Annotated in this window: 23 protein-coding genes; 8 read left to right on the top strand and 15 right to left on the bottom strand. The window is 62.7% G+C overall.

Annotated elements, in window-relative coordinates:
* Nucleotides 1–108 precede the first annotated feature (108 nt).
* On the top strand, nucleotides 109–819 hold the full coding sequence (gene queC / locus JQ575_RS01095; protein ID WP_212031422.1) for a 7-cyano-7-deazaguanine synthase QueC: 711 nt from the start codon (nucleotides 109–111) through the stop codon (nucleotides 817–819).
* 63 nt (nucleotides 820–882) lie between these two features.
* Here queC and JQ575_RS01100 read toward each other — a convergent pair whose 3' ends face one another.
* From JQ575_RS01100 to nthA, 6 genes are all read right to left on the bottom strand, one after another.
* The gene (locus JQ575_RS01100; RefSeq protein WP_212031423.1) at nucleotides 883–2,175 is read right to left on the bottom strand and encodes a TRAP transporter large permease; all 1,293 of its coding nucleotides are present in this window, start codon (nucleotides 2,173–2,175) and stop codon (nucleotides 883–885) included.
* 27 nt (nucleotides 2,176–2,202) lie between these two features.
* A complete protein-coding gene (locus JQ575_RS01105; RefSeq protein WP_212031424.1) occupies nucleotides 2,203–2,745 on the bottom strand; it encodes a TRAP transporter small permease in 543 nt (180 codons plus the stop codon).
* Nucleotides 2,746–2,754: 9 nt separating this feature from the next.
* Nucleotides 2,755–3,762: a TRAP transporter substrate-binding protein gene (locus JQ575_RS01110; RefSeq protein WP_212031425.1), complete on the bottom strand. Its 1,008-nt coding sequence runs from the start codon at nucleotides 3,760–3,762 to the stop codon at nucleotides 2,755–2,757.
* A 230-nt stretch (nucleotides 3,763–3,992) separates the two neighbouring features.
* A complete protein-coding gene (locus tag JQ575_RS01115) occupies nucleotides 3,993–4,376 on the bottom strand; it encodes a nitrile hydratase accessory protein (protein ID WP_212031426.1) in 384 nt (127 codons plus the stop codon).
* Nucleotides 4,376–5,035 (bottom strand): nitrile hydratase subunit beta, encoded by a 660-nt coding sequence (nthB, locus tag JQ575_RS01120; protein ID WP_212031427.1) that lies wholly within the window; start codon nucleotides 5,033–5,035, stop codon nucleotides 4,376–4,378. The genes JQ575_RS01115 and nthB overlap by 1 nt, the downstream gene beginning before the upstream one ends.
* A complete protein-coding gene (gene nthA / locus JQ575_RS01125; protein WP_212031429.1) occupies nucleotides 5,035–5,682 on the bottom strand; it encodes a nitrile hydratase subunit alpha in 648 nt (215 codons plus the stop codon). The genes nthB and nthA overlap by 1 nt, the downstream gene beginning before the upstream one ends.
* Before the next feature lie 62 nt (nucleotides 5,683–5,744).
* On the opposite strand from nthA, the gene JQ575_RS01130 reads away from it, so the two are divergent.
* The 5 genes from JQ575_RS01130 (at nucleotide 5,745) to JQ575_RS01150 (ending at nucleotide 12,503) form a co-directional block, all read left to right on the top strand.
* The gene (locus tag JQ575_RS01130; RefSeq protein ID WP_212031430.1) at nucleotides 5,745–6,506 is read left to right on the top strand and encodes a hypothetical protein; all 762 of its coding nucleotides are present in this window, start codon (nucleotides 5,745–5,747) and stop codon (nucleotides 6,504–6,506) included.
* Nucleotides 6,507–6,624: 118 nt separating this feature from the next.
* Nucleotides 6,625–7,431: an enoyl-CoA hydratase/isomerase family protein gene (locus JQ575_RS01135; RefSeq protein ID WP_212031432.1), complete on the top strand. Its 807-nt coding sequence runs from the start codon at nucleotides 6,625–6,627 to the stop codon at nucleotides 7,429–7,431.
* Between the two features lie 360 nt (nucleotides 7,432–7,791).
* On the top strand, nucleotides 7,792–8,811 hold the full coding sequence (locus JQ575_RS01140) for a TRAP transporter substrate-binding protein (RefSeq protein WP_212031434.1): 1,020 nt from the start codon (nucleotides 7,792–7,794) through the stop codon (nucleotides 8,809–8,811).
* Nucleotides 8,812–8,914: 103 nt separating this feature from the next.
* Complete coding sequence (locus tag JQ575_RS01145) at nucleotides 8,915–10,813, top strand: TRAP transporter large permease subunit (RefSeq protein ID WP_212031591.1); 1,899 nt, start codon at nucleotides 8,915–8,917, stop codon at nucleotides 10,811–10,813.
* Between the two features lie 28 nt (nucleotides 10,814–10,841).
* Complete coding sequence (locus tag JQ575_RS01150; protein WP_212031436.1) at nucleotides 10,842–12,503, top strand: acyl-CoA synthetase; 1,662 nt, start codon at nucleotides 10,842–10,844, stop codon at nucleotides 12,501–12,503.
* Between the two features lie 108 nt (nucleotides 12,504–12,611).
* Here JQ575_RS01150 and JQ575_RS01155 read toward each other — a convergent pair whose 3' ends face one another.
* The 5 genes from JQ575_RS01155 to metG form a co-directional block, all read right to left on the bottom strand.
* Nucleotides 12,612–13,244: an antibiotic biosynthesis monooxygenase gene (locus JQ575_RS01155; RefSeq protein WP_212031438.1), complete on the bottom strand. Its 633-nt coding sequence runs from the start codon at nucleotides 13,242–13,244 to the stop codon at nucleotides 12,612–12,614.
* 162 nt (nucleotides 13,245–13,406) lie between these two features.
* Nucleotides 13,407–14,405: a L,D-transpeptidase gene (locus JQ575_RS01160; RefSeq protein WP_212031440.1), complete on the bottom strand. Its 999-nt coding sequence runs from the start codon at nucleotides 14,403–14,405 to the stop codon at nucleotides 13,407–13,409.
* 77 nt (nucleotides 14,406–14,482) lie between these two features.
* Nucleotides 14,483–15,289: an MBL fold metallo-hydrolase gene (locus JQ575_RS01165; protein WP_212031441.1), complete on the bottom strand. Its 807-nt coding sequence runs from the start codon at nucleotides 15,287–15,289 to the stop codon at nucleotides 14,483–14,485.
* Complete coding sequence (locus tag JQ575_RS01170) at nucleotides 15,286–16,077, bottom strand: TatD family hydrolase (protein ID WP_212031442.1); 792 nt, start codon at nucleotides 16,075–16,077, stop codon at nucleotides 15,286–15,288. Before JQ575_RS01170 ends, JQ575_RS01165 begins: the two co-directional genes overlap by 4 nt.
* Nucleotides 16,078–16,091: 14 nt before the next feature.
* Nucleotides 16,092–17,693 carry a methionine--tRNA ligase gene (metG, locus tag JQ575_RS01175; RefSeq protein WP_312015864.1) on the bottom strand — a complete coding sequence of 534 codons (1,602 nt, stop codon included), beginning with the start codon at nucleotides 17,691–17,693 and terminating at the stop codon, nucleotides 16,092–16,094.
* Here metG and JQ575_RS46015 point away from each other — a divergent pair.
* Nucleotides 17,632–18,036 (top strand): hypothetical protein, encoded by a 405-nt coding sequence (locus JQ575_RS46015; protein WP_312015867.1) that lies wholly within the window; start codon nucleotides 17,632–17,634, stop codon nucleotides 18,034–18,036. The two genes, metG and JQ575_RS46015, sit on opposite strands and share 62 nt — an antisense overlap.
* A gap of 41 nt (nucleotides 18,037–18,077) precedes the next feature.
* Here JQ575_RS46015 and JQ575_RS01180 read toward each other — a convergent pair whose 3' ends face one another.
* The 3 genes from JQ575_RS01180 to JQ575_RS01190 are packed head-to-tail and all read right to left on the bottom strand — an operon-like array spanning nucleotide 18,078 to nucleotide 21,066.
* The gene (locus tag JQ575_RS01180) at nucleotides 18,078–19,118 is read right to left on the bottom strand and encodes a DNA polymerase III subunit delta' (protein WP_212031445.1); all 1,041 of its coding nucleotides are present in this window, start codon (nucleotides 19,116–19,118) and stop codon (nucleotides 18,078–18,080) included.
* Complete coding sequence (tmk, locus tag JQ575_RS01185; protein ID WP_212031447.1) at nucleotides 19,115–19,801, bottom strand: dTMP kinase; 687 nt, start codon at nucleotides 19,799–19,801, stop codon at nucleotides 19,115–19,117. The genes JQ575_RS01180 and tmk overlap by 4 nt, the downstream gene beginning before the upstream one ends.
* Before the next feature lie 2 nt (nucleotides 19,802–19,803).
* On the bottom strand, nucleotides 19,804–21,066 hold the full coding sequence (locus tag JQ575_RS01190; protein ID WP_212031449.1) for a D-alanyl-D-alanine carboxypeptidase family protein: 1,263 nt from the start codon (nucleotides 21,064–21,066) through the stop codon (nucleotides 19,804–19,806).
* A 167-nt stretch (nucleotides 21,067–21,233) separates the two neighbouring features.
* On the opposite strand from JQ575_RS01190, the gene JQ575_RS01195 reads away from it, so the two are divergent.
* Nucleotides 21,234–22,175: an alpha/beta fold hydrolase gene (locus JQ575_RS01195; RefSeq protein WP_212031450.1), complete on the top strand. Its 942-nt coding sequence runs from the start codon at nucleotides 21,234–21,236 to the stop codon at nucleotides 22,173–22,175.
* Here JQ575_RS01195 and JQ575_RS01200 read toward each other — a convergent pair.
* Nucleotides 22,169–23,095: a septal ring lytic transglycosylase RlpA family protein gene (locus JQ575_RS01200; RefSeq protein WP_212031451.1), complete on the bottom strand. Its 927-nt coding sequence runs from the start codon at nucleotides 23,093–23,095 to the stop codon at nucleotides 22,169–22,171. The genes JQ575_RS01195 and JQ575_RS01200 overlap by 7 nt on opposite strands.
* Between the last annotated feature and the right edge of the window lie 39 nt (nucleotides 23,096–23,134).

Raw genomic sequence — 23,134 nt, forward strand, 5'->3', positions numbered from 1 at the left:
GACCTTGGCTTTATGCCGCAAGCGGCGGGCTGATCCCAGCGGAACGTGCCGAAACCGGGTTGATTTCCACCGATTGGCCTGCGCGCCCGGGAATGGTAATGGGGCTTCATGAGCGATCCGTTCCAATCCGAAACCGCGCTGGTGCTGTTTTCCGGCGGACAGGATTCCACCACCTGCCTGGCCTGGGCCCTGCAGCGCTTCGCGCGCGTCGAAATGCTCGGCTTCAGCTATGGCCAGCGTCACGCAATTGAGCTTGGGTGCCGCGATCGTCTGCTGTCGGGCATCAAATCATTGCGGCCGGACTGGGCCTCGAGGCTCGGCGAGAGCCATACGCTGGAGATTCCGACGCTGGCGGAGATTTCCGACACCGCGCTGACGCGCGACGTTGCGATTGCGATGGGTGAGGACGGGCTGCCCAACACCTTCGTGCCCGGCCGCAATCTGGTGTTTTTGACGTTTGCCGCAGCGCTGGCGTACCGGCGCGGCATCCGCCACATCATCGGCGGCATGTGCGAGACGGATTATTCCGGCTATCCGGATTGCCGTGACGAGACCATCAAGGCGCTGCAGTCCGCCCTCAATCTCGGCATGGCCAGACAATTCGAACTGCACACACCGCTGATGTGGCTGGACAAGGCCTCGACCTGGAAGCTTGCACATGACCTCGGCGGGGCAGGGCTGGTCGACCTGATCCGCGAACATTCCCACACCTGCTATCTCGGCGAGCGGGGCGACCAGCACGATTGGGGCTATGGCTGCGGCGAATGCCCGGCCTGCGCGCTGCGCGCCAAGGGCTGGCGCGAATATGCGGCTACCTAGTTATTTGTCTTGACGCATTTTCTTAACGCGAACCGGTGTCCACTTCGCTCGAAAACGCTTTAGCTAGTGAAACCCGAACGAGTGCGGCAGCCACAGCGAGATCGCGGGAATGTAGGTCACGATCATCAGTACCGCGAACATCACGTAGTAGAACGGCCAGATTTCGCGCATGATGTCGTCGACGGACACCTTGCCGATCGCGCAGCCTACGAACAGCGTCGTGCCGACCGGCGGCGTCAACAGGCCGATGCCGAGATTGAGCAGCATGACGATGCCGAAATGCACAGGATCGATGCCGAAGCTCTTGACCACCGGCAGCAGGATCGGCGTGCAGATCAGCAACAGCGGCGCGAGATCGAGCGCCGTGCCCAGCACCAGCAGCATGATGTTGAGCCACATCAGCAGCACGTATTTGTTGGCTGAAATCGCGACGAAGAATTCCGTCATCTTCGCGGGCATTTGCATGATGGCTGCGATGTAGCCGAAGCAGGATGCGGTGGCGACCAGCGTCAGCACCATCGCTACGGTCTGCAGCGTCCGGTAGGCCAGCTGCGGCAGTTCCGACCATTTGTAATCACGGTAGATGAACATGGTGACAAAGAACGCCCAGACGCAGGCCACGGCGCCGGCCTCGATCGGCGTAAAGACGCCCGTGAGGATGCCGCCGAGCACGATCACAAGCGTCACGATCCCCCACAGGGCTTCAACCAGCATTTTGGCTGCCTGCCGGATCGGCACCGGTTCGCCCTTCGGATGCTTGTCGCGATACGCATAGAACAAGCACAACAGCATCAGCGAAAAGCCCAGCAGCAAACCGGGCAGGATTCCCGCCAAAAACAGGCTCGTGATCGAGACGACCCCGCCGGTCGCCAGCGAATAGATCACGGCGTTGTGGCTCGGCGGAACGACGATGGCCTGCAGCGAGGCGCTGATGGTGACATTGGTCGCGAAGACGCGCGGGTAGCCCTTTTTGGCCATCTGCGGAATCATCACCGAGCCGATCGCGGAGGTATCGGCGACGGACGAGCCGGAGATGCCGCTCATGATCGTCGTTGCAAGGATGTTGACTTGCGACAGCCCGCCGCGAATGCGGGTGAAGCCGACGATGACGGCGGCAAAGTCCACCAAACGTCGCGCCATGCCGCCCTCGGCCATGATCGCGCCGGCCAGGACAAAAAACGGAATGGTCAGCATCGACACCTTGCCGACACCGCTGGACAGTTGCTGCATGATCGCGGCGACCGGAAGGTCGATCCACAGCGCGCCGACCAGCGCGGACAACGCCATGGCATAGGCAATTGGCATGCCGATGGCGAAGAAGACGACCATGCTGAGAAGGAGAACTACGATATCCATCGGACGTCCGTGCTGGAAGGGGAAACGCTATTCGATAGGGACGTGGGGATGGCCGCCGCTCGATGGCGGAGGCCCGATGGTCAGCCGTTCGATCACGAACAGCAGCATCATGGCGCCGCTGATCGGGATCGGCAGGTAGGTGACGCCGACGGAAAGCCAGGGAAACTCATCGACCGAATTGCCCCAGGTCGCCAGAGCGAGCTTCATGCCCCACACCAGCATGAAAACCGCCACGGCACCCATCAACAGCTCGCTGATCACGGCGGCCGCCGGGCGCAGTCGAGGGGGCAGCAGATCGGTGCCCACCGTCATGTTCATATGGATGCGCTGACGATAGCAATTCGCGGCGCCGATGAAGGTGATGCCGACCGTCAGCAAGACGGCCAGCGGCTCGGGCCAGGACGACGCGCTGTTCAGGATATAGCGGGTGTAGACCGCCCAGGGAATGATCGCCGAGACCAGGACGAGCGCCGCACACGCGATCACGGCGCCGGTCCAGTAAACTGCGTTCATGGCACTGCGGAACAGTCCGGCTCCGGGATCGCCGGCCACTCCAGTCTGCGTATTCATCCGCTGGGCCTACTTCACGGCGTCGATGCGCTTGACCATCTCGGCGTATTTGGCGCCGTATTTGTCCCAGACCGGCTTGACCGCATCGCGCCACGGCTTCTTGTCGACGTCCATGATCATCTCGGTGCCGGCGGCCTTCATCTTGTCGATCGCGACTTTCTCCGCCTCGTGCCACAGCACGCGCTGTTCGGCCTGGCATTCCTTCGACAGTTTCTTGATCAGCGCCTGATCCGCCGGCGTCAGTTTCTGCCAGGAGATCTTCGAGAAGACGAGCAGTTCGGGAATGATCAGATGCTCGGTCATCGTGAAGTATTTTGCGACCTGATTGTGGTTCTGGGCGATGAAGGAGGGCGGGTTGTTCTCTGCGCCGTCGATGACACCGGTCTGCATCGAACTGAAGACCTGGTCGAAGCCCAGTGCGACGCCGTTGCCGCCTAGCGCGTTCATCGTATCGACGAACAGCGGGTTGCCCATCATGCGGACCTTGAGGCCCTTCAAATCCGCCATCGTCTTGATCGGCCGCTTGCTGTTGTAGATGTTGCGCGAGCCCGCATTCATCCAGCACAGTGCGATCAGATTGGTCTTCTCGTTCGCCGAAATCTTCGCCAGCAGCTCGTCGCCGATCTCGCCATCGATCACCGCTTCCATGTGCTTGGAATCGCGGAACACGAACGGCATGTTGAAGACATTGACGTCGTCCACGACAGGGCCGACGGCGCCGACGGAAATCCGGGCCATCTGCAGCGCGCCGAGCTGGGCCTGCTCGATCATCTCCTTTTCGCCGCCAAGCTGCATCGACGGGAACATCTGAATGCTAAGCCGGCCGTCGGTCGCGGTTTCCAGCTTCTTGCCCATGCGCACCACGGCCTCGACCGTCGGATAGCCGAGCGGGTGAACATCCGACGCTCTGATGACCATCTTGGTCTGGGCAAACGCGCGTCCCGCACCGCCGATGCCGCCCGTCGCAGCCAAAGCAAACGTCGCGGCGCCAGCTCCGAGAAAATCTCTTCGCTTCATGATTGTCCTCCCTCGATGTTTTATTTGTCGCTACCGGCATCGTTGGCCGACAGCCTTATTTTCCTGAGTAGACTATGCAGTCCGGATTGGCGAAGTAAACAGGGACCGATGCCGCGGCAGATTAATTATTGGATCGAATGATCCATTGATTGGATGGTTCAGGCACCGTCGGCCAATCGCGGGCGATCGACACGTGGAAATAGCGGGCCTCGAAGGGCGCATAGGTGAGGCTAGCCGAAGTCACCCGGCGTCAGCTCGATCGGCGCACCGTGCGGGGTGCGGTCGGCGGCGTGATCCCAGGCGTCGCGATAGCGGTGCAGGACATCCGACGTCGTGACACCCTTGGCGGCGACCAGCGTCTCCAGCGTCGCCAGCCAGTGCTGGTAATAGGTCTCGCCCGTATCGGGATCGCCGGCGGCTTGGGCGCGCTTGATCTCTGCGCCGAGTGTCTGCGCCCATTCCTTCCAGGTGAAAACCCCGGCCTCGTGCAGTGCCAGCGCCATCGCAAAGGCGCGGGCTTCCCAGGGCTCCCGGAACACCGGGCCATCCTCGTCGCGCGGCACGCCGGGGACGGCGACCGCCGCCCGCATCGCCTGTTGCGGGGTCAAATTCATCACACGCGCTCCAGATAGGATTCCCAGGCGTCGACCGAAATGCTGAGCGTCGGATCGGTGTCCTTGCCCCACAATTCAGGTCCGTCGAATCGCACCGTGTAGAGCCATTGCGGGTTCTCGCCGACGCCGAGCGAATTGAGATCGGCGAACACATGGCACCCGTGATTGAGCTCGATCGTGCCGAGATGCCCGCGGACATATTGCGGCAGCCGCGTATGCGTCGGCGGATGAATCTCTTTCATCCTCACCGTCTCGCCGACCGCAAACAGCGCGGGCGACGTTGGCGTGCGTTCGGTCGAGGCGCCACGCCGGATCGTCGGCACGACGTCCTGCGGGGGCAGGGTCTTTACGTCGGGCTTGGGCGGCGAGAGTACCTTGCCGGCCTCGATTTCCTCTGATGTCACCAGTCCGCGCTCGATCATCAGCGTTTCCAGACCGGCGAGCCAGATCTGGAAATAGCTCTTGCTGAGGTAATCCTCGGGCGGGCGGTTTTCGCGCGCAAAGCGCGACATGTCGATGTTCCAGCCGCCGGGACGTGACATCGCGACCGTCAGCGCGAAGGCGCGGCGCTCCCATTCGCCATGAAACACCGGCTCGTTCGGTTCGGGCACGACGGGGCCAAAACCTTTGGCGCCGCCCATGTCGTGCGCGCCGTCCATCAGGCGGTCTCGCCGGGTTGCTTCGGCAGTCCGGTGCCGATCATGCTGTCGCGGGTGACGAGTTCGGCGAGCTGCTCGGCGCTCCAGCCGTCGGTGCCTTCGGGCCGCATGGGCAGCACGAGGTAGCGGATTTCGGCGGTGGAATCCCAGACGCGGATCTTTGTCGTCTCGGGCAGGGCGACGCCAAAATCCTGCAACACGCCGCGCGGATCGGAGACCGCGCGGGAGCGATAGGGCGCGGATTTGTACCACACCGGCGGCAGCCCGAGCACCGGATGCGGGTAGCAGGAGCAGAGCGTGCAGACGACCATGTTGTGCTGCGCGGGTGTGTTCTCGACCACCACCATGTGCTCGCCCTGACGGCCGCTATAGTCGAGCTCGGCGATTGCCGCAGTCGCATCCTTCATCAGCCGCGCGTGATAGGCCGGATCGCTCCAGGCTTTTGCGACGACGCGGATGCCGTTGCGCGGGCCGATCTTCTTTTCATACAGGTCAATCAGGAGATCGAGCGAGGCCGGATCGACATAGCCCTTTTCGGTCAGGATCGATTCCAGCGCGCGCACCCGCAGCTCGGTCTCCGACAATTCCGAATGGTCGTGATCGTGGTGGTGATGATGGTCGTGGTGGTCGTGGTCATGGCCTGTCATGCGGCCAAGATAGTCGCAAAATCCGGGCTATGTCGAGGCGAAGACTCTGCTAGCATTTGGTCATGGGGATTGGGGCAGGGCGCATCGCAATCGCGGCGGCAGCGGCCATTTCGGGCTGGCTTCCGGCTGGCGATGCGCGCGCCGCCAACGGCGCCTACGCGGTCGACGCCGCCGACATCGCCGAGGTCGGCTCCTGCAAGGTCGAGAGCTGGCTGCAGGCGGCGACCAACACGGATTTTACGGCCGTGGCCAATCCATCCTGCGCGGTGAATGTTTTCAGGCCGGTGGAATTGAGCATGCAGACCGTCCGGTCGCGCAGCGACGGCGACTGGAGCACCAGTCTCGCTCCCAAGGCCAAGTGGAACTTCATTCCGACCGGCGTTGGAAGGTTCGGCCTGTCGTTCTATGCGGGCGGATCATTCGACGCGTTGACCGGAGATAACCTCACCGCGTTCGCGGTGGTGCCCGTGACCTACAGACTGTCCGAGACGATGCGGATCAATCTCAATGGCGGCTGGATGTGGGACCGCATGGCCGACCGGCACTACCTGATCTATGGCGCCGGCTTTGACTGGAAGCTCACGGACACGTTGCAGTGGACCATCGAAGCGTTTGGCCAGGCCGGCCAGTCGGACGAGCCCAGCGCGGTCCGGCCGCGATTCCAGACCGGCATTCGCTACCGGCCTAACGACATATTTTCGGTCGACCTAATCTACGGCCACAACATATCAGGCGAAAACGCCAACTGGATCACGCTTGGCACCACGATCCGCTTTCCGGTGCCGGGCGGCAAACCCGACCATCAACGTACCGGCCATTTGTGAGCTCTCACGCGGCCGGTTGCACCCCTGGGCAGGAGGGGCCGGCATGCAAACAGTGCGCGGGCCGACCGCGCATTTCTGCGCTAAGGTTTTCAAAAATAACGGGCAGGGAGACGCTCGCGTGACCAAATTCGTCACCATTGAAAAAGGCCTTGGGCCCGATGGCCGTATCGCCGTCGTCCGCTTCGACCGGGGCGATGGCATCAACGCGATGTCGCCGGAGGCGATGCGCCAGCTTACCGAAGCCGCCCGCAGCTTTGAGGATGACGGCGCGACCTCGGTCGTGGTGCTGACCGGCGCCGCCAAGGCATTCACGGCCGGATTCGATCTCAAAGACCCCGAGGGCCGGGCGCGGAAAACCATGGACCTCGGCACCCTGCGCCGCCATCTGAAACTCGGGCCGCGCCTGACGCGGGCCTGGCAGGACATGGAACAGATCACGATCGGCGCCATCGAAGGCTTCTGCGTCGGCGGCGGCGTCGCGCTGGCGGTGGCGCTGGACTTCCGGGTCATGGCCCGCGACGCCCATATGCGCGTGCCAGAGATCGGGCTCGGCATGAACATGAGCTGGCAGAGCGTGCCGCGCATGCTGCACCTGATGGGACCGGCGCGGACCAAGCAGGCCGTGATCCTGGCCGACCACCGCATCACGGCAGCCGAGGCCTATGAATGGCGGCTGGTCGAGGAGGTCGCCGATCCCGGCAAAGCTTTCGACGCCGCCATGGCGCTCGCCGCCACGGTCGCCGCCCAGCCGTCGCTGTCGGTCGCCATGACCAAGCTGACCGTCAACCGGCTCACCCACGCGCTCGACGATCTCACCAGCCACATGGACGTCGACCAGTTCGCGCTAGCGAGCCTGAGCGAGGATCACAAGGAAGGTGTCGCGGCGTTCCTGGAGCGGCGCAAGCCGAAGTTCAGGGGGCGGTAGCCTATGCCGAGAGGCCAAACGCAAAATCACGAAAACAACCCCATGCAAAGAAAGGCCGGTTCGGCTGCCTATACCCGTAATTCGCATAAGGTATATTATGGAATATTTATATCTACAATTAGATCAGATATTTAGCGTGAATTCCTTCCAAGCCAGGTCAGATTGGCCCGGTTCTTCGATCCAGAACGCGACCCCAGACAGCTCGCAAAAACAAACGCATGACTGCTGGCGGCTGCGTCCCGAAAACCGATATTGCCGCGGCCCGCGGACGCTGCAATAAGCCGCCCGGCGAGATCGCTCGCAGCATCCGGTCCGCACGGATTGGGTCTCAAGAACAACAACCCTCAAGGGAGAAACCAGATGAGCTTTTCACGACGCACGCTTCTCAAGGCATCCGCTGCGTCAGCGGTTTTGGGCGGCATCAGCGCCCCGTTGGTGGCGCGTGCCCAGACCGCCGAATTCACCTACAAATACGCCAACAATCTGCCTGACGGCCATCCGTTGAACACCCGCGCCAAGGAGATGGCGGCGGCGATCAAGGCCGAGACCAATGGCCGGTTCGACCTGCAGATTTTCCCGAACAACCAGCTCGGTTCCGACACCGACATGCTGAGCCAGATCAGGTCCGGCGGCGTCGAGTTTTTCACGCTGTCGGGCCTGATCCTGGCGACGCTGGTGCCGGCGGCGTCGATCAGCGGCATCGGCTTCGCTTTCCCGGATTACGACACGGTCTGGAAGGCCATGGATGGCGGGCTGGGCGCTCACGTCCGCGGCGAGATCACCAAGGCCAATCTGGTGGTCATGGACAAGATCTGGGACAATGGCTTCCGACAGACCACGTCCTCGACCAAGCCGATCAACGGGCCTGAGGACCTCAAGGGCTTCAAGATTCGCGTTCCGGTCTCGCCGCTCTGGACCTCGATGTTCAAGGCGTTCGATGCGGCGCCCGCCTCGATCAATTTCAGCGAAGTCTATTCCGCGCTGCAGACCAAGATCGTCGAGGGCCAGGAAAATCCGCTGGCGATCATCTCGACCGCCAAACTCTACGAAGTGCAGAAATTCTGCTCGCTGACCAACCACATGTGGGACGGCTTCTGGTTCCTTGCCAACCGCCGCGCGTGGGAAAAACTCCCGGAGGATGTCCGGACCATCGTCGCCAAAAACATCAACGCCGCGGGCGTGAAGGAACGCGAAGACGTCGCCAAGCTCAATGCCGGCCTGCAGCAGGAACTGGCCGGCAAGGGCCTGGTCTTCAACCAGCCCAATGTGACCCCGTTCCGCGACAAACTGCGCTCGGCCGGCTTCTATGCGGAATGGAAGGGCAAATACGGCGAACAGGCCTGGGAGCTGCTGGAGAAGTCCGTCGGCAAGCTGTCGTAGCCGGATAGGGGTCTCAGACCCTATCCTGTCTTTGGTTGAGCATGATCATCCCGGAAAATACGTTTCCACTTTTCCGGATCATGCCTTGGTGCAGGGCGCCGCGATGGCTCATGCCGAACTGACCGAGAACGTGACCGGCGAGGTGGCAGAGCCCCCTCGCCGCCGCTCCCTGCTCGCGTCCATTGAAAACCTCCTGGGCATGCTGGTTGAGATCCCGGCAGCACTCCTGGTCGTCGCCGAGATCGTGATCCTGTTCGCGGGCGTGGTCGCACGTTACGGCATGCACCGACCGTTGATCTGGTCGGACGAACTGGCTTCGATGCTGTTCCTGTGGCTGGCGATGCTGGGGGCTGCCGTGGCGTTCCGGCGTGCCGAGCACATGCGGATGACGGCTGTGGTCGCGAGCGCCAAGCCTGCGCTGCGCGCCTATCTCGATCTGGTCGCGACCTCGGCCGCGCTGGCGTTCCTTTTGATGATCGCCTGGCCGGCCTTTGAATACGCCTATGAGGAAAGCTACATCACGACGCCGGCGCTGCAGGTCACCAATATCTGGCGGGCGGCGGCGCTGCCGGTCGGCATCGCTCTGATGGCGCTGTTTGCGTTCCTGCGGCTGGCACGCGCGGGCAACATCCGCACCGTTTTCGCGGCCATCCTGTCGGTCGCGCTGGTCATTGCGGTGTTCTGGCTGCTGAAAGGCTCGCTGCGTCCGCTCGGCAATCTCAACCTGATCATCTTCTTCGTTGGCGTGGCCGGCTTCTGCGTGTTCGCGGGCGTTCCCATTGCGTTCGGCTTTGGGCTGGCGACCTATGGCTATCTGGCGCTGACCACCAATACGCCGCTGATGGTACTCGTCGGCCGCATGGACGAGGGCATGAGCCACCTCATCCTGCTGTCGGTGCCGCTGTTCGTGTTTCTGGGGTTGCTGATCGAAATGACCGGCATGGCGCGCGCCATGGTGGCGTTCCTCGCAAGCCTGCTGGGCCATGTCCGGGGCGGGCTGCATTACGTGCTGGTCGGCGCGATGTATCTGGTCTCGGGCATCTCGGGCTCCAAGGCCGCCGACATGGCTGCCGTCGCCCCGGTGCTGTTTCCGGAAATGAAGGCGCGGGGCGCCAAGCCGGGCGATCTGGTCGCCCTGCTCTCGGCCACCGGCGCCCAAACCGAAACCATCCCGCCGAGCCTCGTGCTGATCACCATCGGCTCGGTCACCGGCGTATCGATTGCAGCGCTGTTCACCGGCGGCCTGCTGCCCGGCGTGGTGCTGGCGATCACGCTGTCGGCGCTGGTGTGGTGGCGCTACCGCGACGAGGACCTGACCCACGTCGCCAGGGCCAGCGGCGGCGAGATTCTCCGTGCGTTCATCATCGCCCTGCCCGCCGTGGCGCTGCCTTTTGTGATCCGCTACGCCGTGGTCGAGGGCATTGCGACCGCGACCGAGGTGTCCACCATCGGCATCGTCTACGCCTTCATCGTCGGCTATCTGATCTACGGGCTGTTGATCTATCGCAATTTCGACTGGCGACGGATCATGCCGATGCTGGTCGAGACGGCGTGCCTGTCGGGCGCCATCCTGCTGATCATCGGCTGCGCCACCGGGATGGCCTGGGGCCTGACCCAGTCCGGCTTCTCGCGGACGCTGGCGGCGGCGATGACCGGCCTGCCCGGCGGCTCGGCGACCTTCATCGCGGTGTCGATCGTGGCCTTCGTGATCCTCGGCAGCGTGCTGGAGGGCATTCCGGCGATCGTGCTGTTCGGACCGCTGTTGTTTCCGATCGCCCGTGCGGTCGGCGTCCACGAGGTTCACTATGCCATGATCGTTATCCTGGCGATGGGTATCGGGCTATTCGCGCCGCCGTTCGGAGTGGGCTATTATGCCGCCTGCGCCATCGGACGCGTCGATCCGGCCGAAGGGATCAGGCCGATCTGGGGCTATCTGCTGGCGCTGATGGTCGGACTAATTATTGTGGCGATCTTCCCGTGGATTTCGATCGGGTTCTTGTAGGTTCAATTTTACTGACGGGACAAAGCCGATGAGCGCAGCCCAAACGCCGGACCAAGGTCAATACAGCATCGGATTGGACAAGACGCCGGCGAACTACGTGCCGCTGACGCCGCTGAGCTTCCTCGCACGCAGCGCGGCTGTTTATCCCGATGCCGTCAGCACCGTCTATGAAGGCCGCGTCTTCACCTGGTCGCAGACCCATGAGCGCTGCCGGCGCTTTGCCTCCTATCTCGCCGGCCGCGGCATCGGCCATGGTGATACGGTCGCGGCGATGCTGCCGAATATTCCCGCGATGAATGAATTGCATTTCGCGGTGCCGATGGCCGGCGCGGTGCTAAATGCGCTCAACATCCGGCTCGACGCGCCCTCGATCGCGTTTCAGCTCGATCATGGCGGCGCCAAAATCATCCTGGTCGATCCGGAGTTTTCCGGCGTCATTGCGGAAGCGCTGACGCTGATGAAGTGGCCCAAGCCTTATGTCATCGACGTCGACGATGCGACATTTGCCGGCGGCAAGCGGATCGGCGAACTCGAATATGAAGCGGCGGTAGCGCAGGGCGATGCTGGTTTTGTGGCACGGCTGCCCGGCGATGAATGGGACGCGATCGCGCTGAGCTATACGTCGGGCACCACGGGCAACCCGAAAGGCGTAGTGACCCATCACCGCGGTGCTTATCTCAATGCCGTCAGCAATATCCTGGCGGGCAATCTCGGCCAGCATCCGGTCTATCTCTGGACGCTGCCGATGTTTCACTGCAACGGCTGGTGCTTTCCGTGGACGGTCGCGGCCGCCGCCGGCATCAATGTCTGCCTGCGCAAGGTGGACCCGTCGAAGATTTTCGAACTGATCCCCAAACACGGCGTCACCCACATGTGCGGTGCGCCGATCGTCTACAACACGCTGATCAACGCGCCGGGCGCCCCCAAGGGCGCCAAGGCGCGGTCCGTGGTCGGGTTGATTGCGGGCGCAGCGCCTCCCGTTGCCGTGCTCGAAGGCGCCGAGAGCATCGGCATCAAGCTGACGCATGTCTACGGCCTGACCGAGGTCTATGGTCCTGCTTCGGTCTGCGCCGAACAGCCGGGCTGGGATGAATTGCCGGCCGATCAACGCGCCCAGCTCAAGCGCCGGCAGGGCGTGCCCTACCCGCTGCAGGAAGGCGTCACGGTGCTCGATCCCGAAACCATGCGCGAAGTGCCGCGCGACGGCGAGACCATCGGCGAGGTGATGTTCCGCGGCAATATCGTGATGAAGGGCTATCTGAAGAACGAGAAGGCGACGAGCGAGGCCTTTGCCGGCGGCTGGTTTCACACCGGCGATCTCGGCGTGCTCGATGAAAGCGGCTACGTCATCATCAAGGACCGCTCCAAGGACATCATCATTTCCGGCGGCGAGAACATCTCATCGGTCGAGGTCGAGGACATCCTCTACAAGCATCCCGCGGTGCTGTTCGCAGCTGTCGTGGCAAAACCCGATCCGAAATGGGGCGAAGTGCCCTGCGCCTTCGTCGAGCTGAAGGAAGGCGCCAAAGCCACCGAGGCCGACATCATCGCGTTCTGCCGCGGCCACATGTCCGGCTTCAAGACCCCGAAGGCCGTGGTGTTCGGCGTCATTCCGAAGACGTCGACCGGGAAGATACAGAAATTCCTGCTGCGCAATCAGGTCGATTCGGCGAAGGCGATTTCGGCGTAAATTCGTAGACCGTTGGGTGGGCAAAGGCGCGTAGGCGCCGTGCCCACCATCGTTCGTCAAACTCCCTCAAGAGTGGTGGGCACGCTTCGCTTTGCCCACCCTACGAATCTACCCCTGCTCTCTCCTTACTGGCGGATAATACTGCGGCGCCTCGGCCCGTTCGTACATGCCGTAGTCGCGCATGACCTCGAAGACGCGGAAATACTCCATCGTGGGATCGGCAAATAGCCGCGCACCGAATGCGGTACCGCCCGCTTCGTCCGGCACGTCGATCAGGTGGGCATACTGTCCTTCGCGATAGACGCTCGTAAACGCGTCACGGCGCCAATCGGTTGCGACTGGAAGTTCGGCGCTTCGCGATTCCGCCGCCAGCACATAGGTCGGCGGACGGCGGGAAGGATCGTTGTAGGGCGTCCGCTTCTTCGGCTGCCAGACAGGTTGTCCCGGCCTTTCTTCGTGAATGACCTGAGCGACGCGAATACGGTAGTCCGAAAAGACTTTCTCGCGGCCGGCCGTCTGGACCTCGTGATGGTGGCCATGGGCCCGCCAGGCCGTCAGGGCGCCCTCGTCCCGCCATATCTGGTAGGACAGCAGCAGGTTTTCCTGTGTCAAACTCCTGAATCGGTCAATGAAAAGACAGCCACCCATGGCCTCAAGCTCGGGCTTCAGTGAAGCGGCGAGATTGAGATACTGGTCCCGACGCCCGGGCCTAGTCTGAACTTCGAAGAACAGGCCAATCATTACGCTACCCCTGCTTTTTTCCCACCGTAGTCCGTTTACTCCACCCGCTCCAGCGTCAACCTCATGGGCCGGATCACGCCAGCCTGCAGAGTCTGGCGCAGCACGTCATAATCCTCTCGGTGATGACAAGAAGCAGCGGGGCTTGAACCGCGCCCGGACGATTTAGCTCTTTCCGCTCGCCGGCGGCTGCTCGACGAACACGACCGGCGTTCCCTTTTTGATGCTCCTGCCCAGCAAGCCGGCATCCCAATTGGTGAGTCGAACGCAACCGTGAGATTCAGACTTGCTGACCGTCGAAGGGTTGGACGTGCCGTGGATGCCGTATCCTTCCGCCGACAATCCGATCCAATATGATCCCGCCGGGTTGTTCGGGCCGGGTTTGATGTTGAAGGCCTCTTTTGATTTAACACCCTTGAATTTGTAGTCAGGGTTATAGCGATAATTCGGGTTGGCATCGGTGGACACGACCTTGAGCGTGCCGCTGGGGGTAGGCTTTTCCTTGCTCCCGACAGTCGCTGGAAAGAACGCGACAAGCTCGCCGGACGAGGCGAAGGCCTTTACGGCCTGGCGTGATTTGTCCACCTCGATCCGTTCAACCTTCAACCTGGCGTCATCTCTCGGCACGGCGGCGACCAAAACGGTTTCACCTGCCTGATCGAACTTCTTCTTGGGATTGAGAGCTTCCAGCAGCCCCTCACTCATGTGAAATTTCTCGGCTATGGCTTCGCGCGGACTGGTGTAGCCGAGAGCTTTGAGGTGCCGCATTTCTTCCATCCTGGAGGGAAGCTTTTCCAGGAAGGGTCCCTTAATATCGTCACCGGAAATCTTGTACTCGATGACAACAGCGTCCGGGCTCGTCCCGGCAAGCGCCTTCCATACCTCCGCCGTCAATGCTTGAGACGGCTTCAGGCCTTTCGCCTCGGCGAAAGCCTTCAACGCCTTCTGCGCGTTTTCTCCGAGCTTGCCATCGATCTCTCCCGGAGAAAACCGCGCCCGATCCAGCAGAACCTGGACCTTGATGACGAGCGGATCGACTTTCCTTTCTGCCGGAGGTTTTACAGATTCAAATTCTGCATTGTTGATCGACGCGGCGTCCAGCCCGGCCGCCGGCAATATCAGCCAGACCCACAGGACTGGCGCGGCCAACAGGCGGCGGATCATCTCGGCTCTCTCCTCGAAGCGGAACTCCGGTGATAATCAGTTCGTGCCGACGAAGTTCCGCCGCGCCCGCTGGGCGGTTAGCCCGCTCGCTCCAGCGTCAGCCGCATCCCGTCAAAAGCCGGGATCACGCCGGCCGGCAGGCTCTGGCGAAGCACCTCATAATCGAGGTCGGAATGCATGTTGGTGATGACGGCGCGGCGCGGCTTGAAGCGCCCGATCCAGGACAGCGCGTCGTTGATGCTGAAATGGCTGGGATGCCCGGCATAGCGCAGCCCGTCGATGATCCACAGCTCGAGGTTTTCCAGCGCCGGCCAACTCTCCTCGGGAATGTCGTGGAGGTCGGGTGTGTAGGCGGCATCCCCAATGCGAAATCCCAGCGCGGGAATCTTGCCGTGGTGAACCAGGAAGGCCGAAAGCTCCACCGGTCCTCCCTTCCCCTGTGTGGTGTGGCTCTCGCCGGATTCGATGGAATGACGCGTCAGGATTGGCGGGTAATCGCTACCCTCGGGCGAGATGAAGCAATAGGAGAACCGCGCCATGATGTCTTTCGCGGTCGACTGATTGAAGTAGACGGGAATGCGCCGCCGCTGATGCAGCACGACCGAGCGCAGATCGTCGATGCCGTGGGTCTGGTCGGCGTGCTCATGCGTCAGAAACACCGCGTCGATATGATCGACATTGGCGTCGATCAATTGCTCGCGCAGGTCGGGCGAGGTGTCGATCACGATCCGCGTGGTGCCGTGCGCGCCCGTGCGCTCGACCAGCAGCGAACAGCGGCGGCGGCGATTCCTGGGGTTGTTGGGATCGCAGGCGCCCCAACCGAGCGCCGGACGCGGCACGCCGGCGGAGGAACCACAGCCAAGGATCGTCAGCGTCAGCGTCATGCGGGCGCTTTCGGCGCGGGTACCTTGGAAAACAGCCGAAAGAAGTTTTCGGTTGTCTGCCGCGAGATCTCCTCCAGCGAAACCCCGCGCGCCTCCGCCAGCACTTTGGCCACCTCGACCACGTAGGATGGCTCATTGCGCTTGCCGCGGAATTTGCCGGGCGCCAGATACGGTGCGTCGGTTTCGACCATGATGCGATCGGCCGGCAGTTCGGCGGCGAGTTCGCGCAAGGCTTCCGACTTCTTGAACGTCAGGATGCCCGTGAACGAGATCGAAAGTCCCAGCGAGATCGCCTTCATCGCCAGTTCGCGTCCGCCGGTGTAGCAATGCAGCACCGCGCGAAACGGTCCCTTGGCCATTTCCTCCTCGAGGATACGACCGCAACCTTCATCGGCGTCGCGGGTGTGAATGACCAGCGGCAGGCCGGTGGCGCGCGCGGCGGCGATATGGGCGCGAAAACCGCGCTCCTGCGCCTCCGGCGAGCCGTCATCGTAGAAATTATCCAGCCCCGCCTCGCCCAGTGCGATCACCTTCGGGTGCTTCGTCAATTCGATCAGCTCGGCGGCCGGAATGCCGTCTTCCTCATCGGCGTGGTGCGGATGGGTGCCGACCGAGCAATAGACGTTCGGAAACCGCTCGGCGATTTGCAGCAGCCCGCCAAGCCGCCTCACCCGCGTCGAGATGGTGACGATGCGGCCGATCCCCGCGCCTTCGGCGCGCGCAACGATGCCGTCGAGATCGTCGGCGAAATCGGGAAAATCGAGATGGCAGTGGCTGTCGACGAGCATGGCGTTCGAACCGATCAATCTGCCTTTGGCTCGACGTAGCGCGGAAACACCCCAACCGGCGCCGGCAATGCCGTACCCGCTGCGATGCGCGTGGAAAGCGCTGCGAAATTACGCGACTTGATATCTTGGGGGATACCGAGGCTGTCCAGCAGCTTGCCGGAGGATTCCGGCATCACCGGCTGTGCCAGGATCGCGATCTGGCGCACGACTTCCGCGGTCACGTACAGAACGGTCTTCTGCCGCGCCGGATCGGTCTTTGCCAGCGCCCACGGCGCCTCGCCCGCGAAATAGCGGTTGGCTTCAGCCACCACGGCCCACACGGCGCTCAGCCATTGATGGATCTGCTGCGTCGCCATCGCTGACCGCGACGCTTCGAGCATGGCATCGGCCTGCGCCAGGATCGCCTTGTCGTTGTCGCTGAATTCGCCGGGCTCCGGCAGGATGCCGTCGAGTTGTTTGGCGATCATGGAAAGCGAACGCTGCGCCAGGTTGCCGAGATCGTTGGCGAGATCGGCATTGATACGCGCGACGATAGCCTCGTGATTGTAGCTCCCGTCCTGACCGAACGACACTTCGCGCATGAAGAAATAGCGTATCTGATCGACGCCGTATTGCGCCGCCATGGCGAAGGGATCGACGACGTTGCCGACAGACTTCGACATCTTCTCACCGCGGTTGAGCAGGAAGCCGTGGCTGAAGACACGATGGGGGACCTCGACACCGGCCGACATCAGGAAGGCAGGCCAGTAGACGGCGTGGAAACGCACGATATCCTTGCCGGTGACGTGCAGATTGGCCGGCCAGTAACGCTGGAATTCGGCGCTCTCGACGTCGGGATAGCCGGCGGCCGTAATGTAATTCGTGAGCGCGTCCATCCAGACATACATCACATGGGACGGAGCGCCCGGCACCTCGATGCCCCAGTCGAACGTCGTTCGCGAAACCGATAGATCCTTCAGGCCGCCTTTGACAAAGCTCGCAACTTCATTGAGCCGCTCGCGCGGCAGCACGAAGTCGGGCACGTCAGCATAGAGGGCTAGCAACTTGTCCTGATAGGCCGACAGGCGGAAGAAATAGGTCTCTTCCTCGGTCCACTCGACCGGCGAGCCCAGCGGCTCGCGGCGAATGCCATCGTCCCCGACGGTCGTTTCCGCTTCGTCGAAATAAGCCTCCTGACGGACCGAATACCAGCCGGCGTACTTGTCGAGATAGATATCTCCGTTCTTCTCGATCGCGCTCCAGAGTGCCTGGCATGCCCGCTTGTGGCGCGGCTCGGTGGTGCGGATGTAATCGTCATATGAGATGTTCAGCGCGGCCATCATGTCGCGGAATCGCGCGGAGTTGCGATCCGCAAGAGCGAGCGGCGTGAGGCCCTCAGCTACCGCGGTTTGCTGCATCTTGAGGCCGTGCTCGTCGGTTCCCGTCAGAAAGCGGACGTCGAACCCGTCGAGCCGCTGAAAGCGTGCGATCGCGTCGGTGACCATCGCGGTGTAGGCATGCCCGATGTGCGGTATGCCATTCGGATAGAAGATCGGCGTCGTGACGAAGTAACTGTTGCGCGGCGTGGCAGCCTTCGGGCGCTTCGGCGCGGATAGCGGCTTTGCGGCCGCGACTATTTCCTTGGGCGCATTCTCAGGCGTATTCGCGGCCGTATTCTTGGGCGCGGTGGCGCGCTTCTTCGTTATCGTTTTCTTCGCGGATTTTTTCGACGATTTCTTCGAAGGCTTCTTGGCAGCCTTCTTCGCCGCCGACTTCTTCCCGGCTTTCTTTGCCGTCTTCTTCACGGATTTCTTGACAGCTTTCTTGGCAGCCTTCTTCGACGCCTTGCGCGATTTTTTCACGCCGCGCTTTTTAGCGCCGGCCGTTTTGGTGGCGCGCGCAGGCGAAGACTTGCGGGCCTTGGCCTTTTTCTTTTTGGAGGTTTTCTTGTTAGCCTTCGCCACCACGAATTTCCTTTAAACGTTCAAATCAGATTGTCCGGATTAACATCAAACGGAGCATCACCGCGTGGCTTCCGCGAGCATCCCGAATACCGAGAAAACCAGCGGTTTTCGTTCCAGATTGTACGATTCCGTATCGCGCGCGGCGCGGATGATCTTTTCCCATACCTCCGCCAGCCGTGCAAGGCGCGGCAGGTTGGCGTTGGCGTCACCCGCGCGCAGCTTTTCTCCGATCCAGCGATCGATGCCGTCGACAAAGGCCGCAAGGGCCACGCGGTCGCTGCCGCCCAGCGCGTCACCGAGCGCGTGCAATTCGCGGGGGTCAACATGCGGCAGGGTCGCCAGCAGCGCCGCGGTCCGTTGCTGCAGCTTGAGCGCATCGCCGCCGAGCAGCGTGACCGCGCGTGAGACACTGCCCTCCGCCGCCTCTGCCGCTTCCGCGAGCGCGGGATCATCGGCCATCATGTTCGCAGCCTGTGCGGCGGCGCGGATAACGTCTTCGGTCGCCAGCGGGCGAAGCGGCAATTTGCGGCAACGGGACAGGATGGTCGGCAGCGCCCGCGCCGGCGAATGACTGACGAGCAGAAACAGCGATCGCTGCGGCGGCTCCTCCAGTATCTTGAGCAGTGCGTTTGCAGCATTGGGATTGAGCTCGTCGACGGTATCGACGATGCAGACCCGCCAGCCATCGACCGCCGCGGTCGAGCCGAAGAACGAGATCGTCTCGCGCGTCTCGTCGACCGTGATGACGGTGCGCATCACGCCGCGGTCGTTGAGGCTGCGCTCCAGCACCAACAGCCCGCCATGGGCGCCATTGGTGACCTGCCGCGCAACGGGATCGGTGGGATCGACCGCCAGCGTCTCCGCGCGTTGCACCGATGACGACAGCGGGTTGGGATGCGCCAGTACGAACCGTGCCATGCGATAGGCCAGCGTCGCCTTGCCGATGCCCTGCGCGCCGCCGATCAGCCAGGCATGCGGAATGCGGCCGCTGCGGTAGGCGTTGAGCAGTGCGGTCTCTGCCTCGCGATGCCCAAACAGATCTGGCGTTTCGCGGGGATGCCGGACTGTGGTCTCCTGCTCGACCTTACGGGCACTCATGCGGAACTCGCCGTCGAGGAAATAGCGAACAGGTGATCGCGCAAGGCCTTCCAGACACGGGCTGCGACTGTGTCGGTATCCGCGTTGGCGTCGATCAGCGCGCAGCGCTGCGGATCTTCCGCGGCGATCTGCCTGTAGGCGTCGCGCAGATCCTGGTGGAACTTGACATCCTCGGCCTCGAAACGGTCGGGAGCGCCGGTGCCGCGGCGGGCGGCCGCGCGCTTGAGGCCAACTTCAACAGGGATGTCGAGGATGATGGTCAGGTCCGGCTTGAGATCGCCGATGGTGACCCGCTGCATGGCGTTGAGCACGGCGGGCGAGACCTGTCCCAGCCGCCCCTGATAGGCACGCGTCGAATCCGAAAACCGGTCGCACAGCACCCAGATCCCCTGGCCGAGCGCAGGCTGAATCACCGTGCGCACATGGTCGTCGCGGGCGGCGGCAAACAGCAGCGTTTCCGCCTCCGGCCCCAGCAATTTGCCCATGCCCGACAGCACGAGATGACGGATGATTTCGGCACCCGGCGATCCGCCGGGTTCGCGGGTGACGATCGCGCGCAGCTTTGCCGCTGCAAGGCGATCGGCAAGTTTCTTGATCTGCGTGGACTTTCCGGAGCCCTCGCCGCCTTCGAACGAAATGAACTTTCCGCGCCCCGAAGGCCGGCTAACCGTTGCTTCGGCCATGATCAGAGCTTCTCTGCGCTCGCGCGGAACATGCCGATGACAAGCTCGCTGGCGCCGTCGATCGCCCGGCGCATCGTCGAACCGGTCGCGACCGCCTCCGCAGCATAGACCGGCGCCTCCATCGCGACATTGCCGCCGCGCCAGACCCGCACCACGCCCACCGGCTGGCCCTCGGCGACCGGCGCTCGCACCGGGCCGTTATAGACCAGGCGCGCGATCAGTTTTTCGCTGCCGTTCTTCGGCACCATCACCTTAATCGGCTCGCGGCTCGCCAGCTTGACCGACCGGCTTTCACCGCCGAACACCTTGGCGTATCCGACCTGTTGATTGGCAGCGAACAGCGTCCGCGCCTCGAAATTGCGGAACCCCCATTCCAGCATTTTCTTGGCTTCCGACGCGCGATCGTCGGGGTCTTCAAGCCCGTTGATCACGACAATCAGCCGGATGTCGTTCTGGACGGCGGAGCCGACCATGCCGTAGCCGCCGTCCTTGGTGTAACCGGTCTTCAGCCCGTCGGCGCCATTGAGCGAGTTCAGCAGCGGATTGCGGTTCTGTTGCCGGATCTTGTTCCAGATGAATTCCCTCTCCGCGAACAGCTTGTACATGTCCGGATAGGTCAGGATGATATGACGCGAGAGGTTGGCCAGTTCCCGCACCGTCATCTTGTTGGCGGGATCGGGCAGCCCGTTGGAATTGCCGAAGGTCGACCTGGTCATGCCGAGCTCGCGTGCCCGCTTGGTCAAGAATTCGGCGGCAAAGATCTTCTCGTTTCCGGCCATCCCCTCGGCGAGCGCGATGCAGGAGTCGTTGCCGCTCTGGATGATCGCGCCCTTCAGCAGATCGTCGACCGAAACCTTGCTGTTGAGGATGGCAAACATGGTCGAGCCGCCCGCCGGCGCGCCGCCTTTGCGCCAGGCGTTTTCGCTGATGCGATATTCGTCGGTCAGTTTGATCTTGCCGGTCTTGACGGCGTTGAACACCACCTCGGCCGTCATCAGCTTCATCATGCTGGACGGCGCCCGCAACTCGTCGGCATTCTTCTCAAACAGCACGCTGCCGCTGGTGCCTTCAATCAGGATTGCGGTCGGCGCGTCGCCGTCAAAGCCACCCTCGACTTCCTTCTTGGCGCCCTGCACGCTGTTGTTGGCGGCGTAGACAATCCCGCCCCAGCCGACGGCCAGCGCCAGCGTGGCCGCGACCAACCCCCGCCACAGGCGAGCAGCGGCGGCGTCAGATTTGCTGGAAACGGGTCTGTCGGCAGCCATCGGCAATGTCCTGAATCCCGGCGTTCTAACAGTTGGAAGTATCGCAAACAACACAGGTTTTCGGACTTGTGGATCAGCCGATCCAATTGCGGTGCCGACCGAACGACCGTATCCTTCCCAAGCGCTGCAATTTCCCGACAAGATACGAAAAACAGGGCGGAAACGCGATGCCATCCTCACGGACCATTTCTGCCAACGGGATCGAGTTGTTTGTGCTCGAGCAAGGTCAGGGTCCGCTGGTGCTGCTCTGTCACGGCTGGCCGGAATTGTCCTATTCGTGGCGGCACCAGATCCCTGCGATCGCGGCAGCCGGTTTCCATGTCGTGGCCCCGGACATGCGCGGCTTTGGCCGCAGCAGCGCGCCCACTGATGTCGGGGCTTACAGCATCTTCGACAATGTCGGCGACATGGTTGCACTGGTGTCGGCGCTGGGCGAAAAGCAGGCCGTCATTGTCGGCCATGACTGGGGTGCCCCGGTTGCCTGGCACGCGGCGATGTTCCGCCCGGACGTCTTTACGAAGGTCGCGGGCCTCAGTGTGCCGCCCCCGTTCCGCGGCCGCGGCCGGCCGCTGGAGAGCCTGCGCGAAGGTGGAATCACCAATTTCTACTGGCAATACTTTCAGACCCCCGGCGTTGCCGAGGCCGAATTCGAGCGCGATGTCGCATTGACCATGCGCCTGGTGCTTGGGCGCGGGGTGTCCGATCCGGCCGCGCTCTACATCGCCGAGGGCAAGGGCTTTCTCGGCAACATCAGCCCGGTCGTGAAGCTGCCGGATTGGCTCGGTGAGGCCGACATCGCCTATTTTGCCAAGGTCTATCGGGAATCCGGCTTTCGCGGCGGACTGAACTGGTACCGCAATCTCGACCGCAACTGGGAGCTCACCGCCCCCTGGCAAGGTGCCCAGATCCATCAGCCGTCATTGTTCGTCGCGGGATCGAAAGATTCCGTGATCACCGGCCTGATCGGCGCCAAGCGCGTGACCGAACTGGAGCGGGTACTGCCTAACCTACGGCAAAAGCTGATCATCGACGGCGCCGGTCACTGGGTTCAGCAAGAACGGCCCGATGAGGTCAACGCCGCTTTGATAGCCTTCCTGAAGAATCAGTAGAGCCCGCGCCCGCTCAAAACCTCGCTCGGGCCCCGCGGATCGATCGGCAGATAGGCCGAGCGCGGCGTGGCGGCATAGCCCGCCTCGTTTTCGTAAGAGACCGCACGTGGGTTTTCCAACGCCCGGCCCCGGGTGCGGTTGGAGGTCGACATTTCCGAGGTCGCATTGATCGAGGCGTAGTCCGCCGACGTGTTGCCGAGGCTATAGGGCCGTCCCTCCGGCATCGGAACCTCGCCTCGGACCCGACCCGCGGAGGACGGGATCTCGGGAACGAACGGCCGGGCGGAAGCCACACGCACCGTGGACGGCGACGGCGCCGGAACGCCGGTCCGCAAGGTCGCCATCAGCTGACGGTCGTCGGAACCCTCCAGGGGCGCCCGCCCAACATATTCGACGCGGACTTTGGCGACACCATTGCTTTTGAAATCAAGGAGTTCGGCTGCCTTATTCGAGACGTCTATGAGGCGGTTGCCATGATATGGGCCACGGTCATTGACGCGGACGACCAGCGATTTGCCGTTACGCAAATTGGTGACGCGGGCGTAGCTGGGGATCGGCAGCGTTGGATGGGCTGCGGTCAGCGAGAGCATGTCGAATACTTCGCCATTGGCGGTCAGCCGGCCATGGAAATCGTCGCCGTACCAGGAGGCCATGCCTTCCGCACGATAGTCGGGGTCTTCCTCGGGCACGTAGACCCGCCCCGCCACGGTGTAGGGCTTGCCGATTCGGTAGGTGCCGCCACCCTTCGGCACGCGTTCGCCCATCGCCACCACCCGGGGGCTCGAGGAAACGCCGTACTTGGGATCGACGCGGCTCGCGAACTTGCCCGACGAGGCGCAATTGGCAAGCAGGAGACAGGCGGCCACGGCAGTAGCGCCACGCGCCACCCGGACCATCGATTTCGGCCGTCGAATCCCCATCTGCCCCAAATACCATTCTCGCGGCCGCATGCCTACGTT

The organism is Bradyrhizobium sp. JYMT SZCCT0428 (assembly GCF_018131075.1).
In the GTDB taxonomy this organism is placed as follows: Bacteria; Pseudomonadota; Alphaproteobacteria; order Rhizobiales; family Xanthobacteraceae; genus Bradyrhizobium.